This is a genomic window from Terriglobia bacterium, from assembly GCA_036496425.1.
Taxonomy (GTDB): domain Bacteria; phylum Acidobacteriota; class Terriglobia; order 20CM-2-55-15; family 20CM-2-55-15; genus 20CM-2-55-15.
Window position 1 is genome coordinate 1 of the sequence record DASXLG010000405.1, and the last position, 4,609, is coordinate 4,609.

Here is a 4,609-nt window from a genome sequence, read left to right on the forward strand (position 1 = left end):
TGAAGAAGTTGGTGAACTGGGCGTCGGTGACCGAGGTGTTCTGCGACACCAGGTCGGACAGCGTGCGGGCCACGAGGGTGACCTTGCGATCGACGGCAACGCCGGTGGAAAACTCGACGGCGCCGAAGAACAGCACCAGCATCAGCGGGACGGTGACGGCGAACTCGGTCGCAGCAATGCCGCTACGGTCGCGCCCGAACTCGGCAAGACGCCGCCAGAAGATCCGGAACGGTGTCGAGATCGCCGCCTTCATCGCCACGCTCCTTAGCAACCCGACGCCGGCGCCGAGAACGGCTCGTTCTGAAACGCCGCGGTCGCGGTGAGCCATTTCTTGGTGGTGCCAGGATTGGACATGTTGAAGCCGAGCCCGGTGACGAACAACGGCCACTGGTACGAAAGACTCACGAACACGATGTCGCCGCCATTGCCGGGGCAATAGTTCTGAGCGCCGGTGAAATTGCCGCTGCCATCGTACACGGTGCTGTTACTGATAGACGAAAATGCAGGATAGCTTTGGACATTGACCTTGACGTTGGCGCAGGTGAACAGCGCCGGGATCTGGTTGCAGACATAGGTCTTGAATTGCGCCTGGGTCATTGAGCCGCTCTGCGCCTGCCCGGTCAAGATATAGCGCGCCGCCGATTGCGTAACGGTTTCCAGCACCTGGGAGGCGAAGAACATCAGCGCAACTTCGATGATCGCAAACAACAGGGCGAAGAACACCGGCGCCACGAGGGCGAATTCCACCGCGGCTGAACCGCGCCGATGACGGCGGAAGCGGCGCAGCAGGGTCTTCAGGGAAACGGCAGACGGCATCGGCAATCCCAAGGGCTTACGGCTGCATCGATGCCGCCAGAAATAGCCGAAACTCATTGTTGAATTGTTGCGCCAAAGGCGCGCGCGGCGGGACGCCGTGTTAACGGATCATTAACCAGGTATGCAGACGGCGCACCGAGGCCAAGCGAAGTCCTCAGTGGCTGGCGCAGGACGGATTGCAGCTGTAGGTCTGGCGGTCGGAGCCGCGATAGACCGTCACCAGCGACTGATCGGTGAGCTTGGCTTCTTCCCGCTTGGCATCGACGATGCTGCGCAGGGCCAGGGTCAGGATGCCCATCTGGCGGGCGCGGGCCAGCGTTTCCGCCTGCCCGGGCTGCAGCTCGAGCGTGGCAGTCTTGCCGACCAGATTGGTCTGGCCGTCCTTCTCCTTGGGGGCCTGGTCGATCGCGAGCACGCGGATGTTCGACAGGATCACCTCGGAGACGATGATCTCGGGGACCGACGGGTTTTCGGGATGTTTTTCACGCCGCGAAAGAATCACGTCGACCCGGTCATTCGGCAGGATGAAGCCGCCGGCGCCGGTCTCCGGCGAGACTTCGGTCGAAACCGCGCGCGCACCGCTGGGCAGGATCGCGGCCATGAAGCCGGAGCCGGAGCTCTTCACCAGCTTCTGCTCGCGGATCGGCTCGCCGGCGATGACGGGATCGCGCGCGATCGAACCGGCGATCTGCGTCACGGCGTCGGGGCGGTCGGGCTTTTTGATGAAGCTGTTGCTGGCGGTCGCCGACGGCCAGGTCTGCCACACCATGTCCTCCGGCTTGACGGTCTGGCCGAGGCCGATGTCGGACTTGGCGATCAGCACGTCCACGGTCGGCAATTGCGCGACCGGCTCGGTGGGAGCAGACTTGTTGTCACTGGAGCCGCTGGCGAGCCAGGCGGCGACGCCCCCGGCGCTCAGCGCAATACCAAGGACGATGATACGTGCGGTCTTCATACGCTTTTACTCTTCCGCGCCTCTACTGAACACTGGCCAAGGCGATACGCAGCGGAACCCGGCGGCCGACGCCGCGAGTGTGGAGTCAATTAGTGAAAGAACCGCAAATGCGGGGACGGAAGTTTTAACGGCGGAAGGGAAAAACCATCTGCCCGACGAAGGCATCCGGCATCGTGGCTTCGTCCTTGCCGTATTCCTTCGGCAGCTCGTTCTCCGGCATCCGGAACGTACCGAACAGGATATCCCAGAGCGGGAAAGTGCCGGCAAAATTGGTGTTTCCGCCCTCATCGAGCAGGGTGTGATGCCAGCGGTGGAATACCGGCGTCGCCAGCACATATTTGAACGGGCCCAGTGTCCAGTTCAGGTTGGCGTGCACGAATGCCGAATGGAGGGTGTTGAACGGCGCCAGCAGCACCATGGCGTTCGGCGAGATGCCGGCCATCAGCAGGACCACGTCGACGCCGATGGTTCCGATCAGCAAATTGACCGGATGGAAACGCGCCGCCGAGATCCAGTCGAGATCCTTCGAGGAGTGATGGACCGCGTGATATTTCCAGAACCCGGTGCCGTGGAACATCCGGTGCAGCCAGTACAGCATGAAGTCCGCGGCGACCAGGAACACCAGCGTCTGTGCCCAGAGGGGCAGCTGCGCCAGCGGGCCGTGGCCGTCGTCATAGAAGGCGATCAGATCGTCGGCATCGTGGATATTGAAGATAGCGGCGGCCCCGACCACCAGGAGGCCGATCCGGAAAACCCGGGCGAAAGTCGGTACGAAGAACCAGTAGACGACGTCGGTGACGATCTCGCGCTTGCGCCACCACGGCCCGCCGTCGTTGCAGGCCCAGAAATGGGTGAGCACGGTGAACACGACCGCCACCGCCAGCGTGATCGGCAACACCTTCTCGATGGTCGCGCCCAACATCACCAGAATTTCCAGCGGCAGCCCGGACATGGTCACCTCGTCAGTTCGGGAATAGCAACGCTTAACTCCCGGCTGATTAAGGAGTTGTGAACCCCAGCCCAGTGGGCGCGGTCAAGCCTCTCTCCGCGCTAACCCGGAAATGCAGCCCTGAGTCGCCTTGAAGTCAGGATTGCATCATTCGAAATGACGGGGCCATACAGGCCAGCCTCGACTATGAATCGGCTGTGAAAAAAGTCCACCACCGATGTTAACAGCTGGCATGGGAGTCTTAGTCTTCGCTCCAAGGGTCCGTATCCGTTCGCCGATGTTGAGAACATTGCCCTTTCCGGTAGATAGCCCGTGCTGACACGCTCGTGCCGGTGTCAAGGGCGCGAAGCGCCGCGAAACCCTTGATGCCGGCGGAAGGCAACAAGCACCATGGAGTCCGGAGGTGGTCAGCGTTGGTTGTTTTTTGATGGCCAGCTTCTCGGAATGCTGCCGTGGCTCGCCTGCAGAAATCCACCAGTTGGAATATCTTAACCTTCGCCCGTTTATGTTCCGCAGCTTAAACCCGTGGGTGCGTTTGAGCGCGTACATGAACCGGATGCTTATCGGCTTTGCGGTCCTTTCGATCGGTGCTGTTTCGGTCGGAGCCTCCATTGTCAAGAAGCAAACCTTTTCAGACTCGCATCGTCGAAGCCGCCAAGTCATTCTTTATTACACGCTTAGCCGAATCGATAATCCCATCATCGTTCTCGGCGACAGCATCGTCGAAGCGTCCACGCTGCCACGCGAGCTCTGCGGTCATCCCATTGTCAACGCTGGCCTAGACGGTGCCTCAACGGCGAGCGATTTGGGCAACTGGCTCGTGGATGTGCTCGATGGCAAATCCGCGTCCGCCATCGTGGTGGCGTTGGGAACCAACGACGTGTTGGCCGCACGTGACTTGCCGCAGTTTAAGGCAAACTACAGGACACTGTTGTCGCAGCTTTCGAAGGCGGCGGCTCGCGTGATCGTGTTGGCGGTTCCCCCCATCGATGCTTCACCTCGCCTGGCGGTCGACGCCCAAGATAAAGCTATGCGCCTGATCGACAGCTATAATTCCGCTCTACCTGAACTCACTGTCCGAGGCGGCGCGACCTTTGCTGCGTTGCCGCCGATGCCGACACCGCACACGATCGACGGAGTGCATCTGAGCGTCGCCGGGTATGATCTGTGGAATCAAGCCGTTTTGCAGGGAGCATCCGTCCTGTGCGGAACGAAATAAAACCAGCGGCTGCCTCCGCCCCGGCAAACAAGCTCCTGGGATTGGAGTTGCTACGTTTCCTGGCGGCTTTTGCCATTCTGGTATATCACTATCGTCAGTTCGCCTTCGTGGGCGACGAGGAAGCCGATCTATTTCTGGATCAGCTGCCGTTCCATTGCCTGCTCGGCCCGCTCTACGAGAGCGGTCCGTACGCGGTCCGGATGTTCTGGTGCATAAGCGGCTTCATATTCTTCTGGAAATATCGCGACGCTATCGCCGATCGCTTGCTTGACGGCTGGAAATTCTTTGTCTTGCGTTTTTCACGGCTCTATCCGCTGCACGTCGCGACACTTGTGCTCGTGGCCGCTTTGCAGCCCCTGTATTTCCACATCCATGGATATTTCTTTGTCTATCAAAACAACGACTCCATGCATTTCCTGCTACAACTATTTATGGCGAGCAACGCCACTTCCCAGCATGCCCTCAGCTTCAACGGACCGATCTGGTCGATATCGGTCGAGGTGCTGGTCTATTTTTTCTTCTTCATGATGTTGCTGTTGACCCGGTCCTGGCTGCTCAATGTGGCGCTGATCGCTCTCTGCCAGATGATTCCCGGAGAGGTCGCGGACTGCTTTGCCTTCTTTTATGCCGGCGGGCTGGCGGCAATGGCGCGGCAATCCGCAGGCTCTTT

At 60.1% G+C, this 4,609-nt stretch carries 6 protein-coding genes; 2 read left to right on the plus strand and 4 right to left on the minus strand.

Annotated elements, in window-relative coordinates:
• From VGK48_29300 to VGK48_29315, 4 genes are all read right to left on the minus strand, one after another.
• Window positions 1-253, minus strand: a 253-nt coding sequence (locus VGK48_29300; protein ID HEY2385292.1) for a TadE/TadG family type IV pilus assembly protein, incomplete at its 3' end; no start/stop codon positions are given.
• An 11-nt stretch (window positions 254-264) separates the two neighbouring features.
• Entirely contained in the window at window positions 265-816 is a 552-nt protein-coding gene (locus VGK48_29305; protein ID HEY2385293.1) for a TadE/TadG family type IV pilus assembly protein, read from the minus strand.
• 154 nt (window positions 817-970) lie between these two features.
• Window positions 971-1,771 carry a Flp pilus assembly protein CpaB gene (gene cpaB, locus VGK48_29310; protein ID HEY2385294.1) on the minus strand — a complete coding sequence of 267 codons (801 nt, stop codon included), beginning with the start codon at window positions 1,769-1,771 and terminating at the stop codon, window positions 971-973.
• Between the two features lie 124 nt (window positions 1,772-1,895).
• Window positions 1,896-2,723, minus strand: a complete 828-nt coding sequence (locus VGK48_29315; protein HEY2385295.1) for a sterol desaturase family protein — start codon at window positions 2,721-2,723, stop codon at window positions 1,896-1,898.
• Window positions 2,724-3,123: 400 nt separating this feature from the next.
• On the opposite strand from VGK48_29315, the gene VGK48_29320 reads away from it, so the two are divergent.
• Window positions 3,124-3,939: an SGNH/GDSL hydrolase family protein gene (locus tag VGK48_29320; protein ID HEY2385296.1), complete on the plus strand. Its 816-nt coding sequence runs from the start codon at window positions 3,124-3,126 to the stop codon at window positions 3,937-3,939.
• Window positions 3,924-4,609 (plus strand): acyltransferase (locus VGK48_29325; protein ID HEY2385297.1); only part of this gene is annotated, 686 nt, incomplete at its 3' end. The genes VGK48_29320 and VGK48_29325, both read left to right, overlap by 16 nt.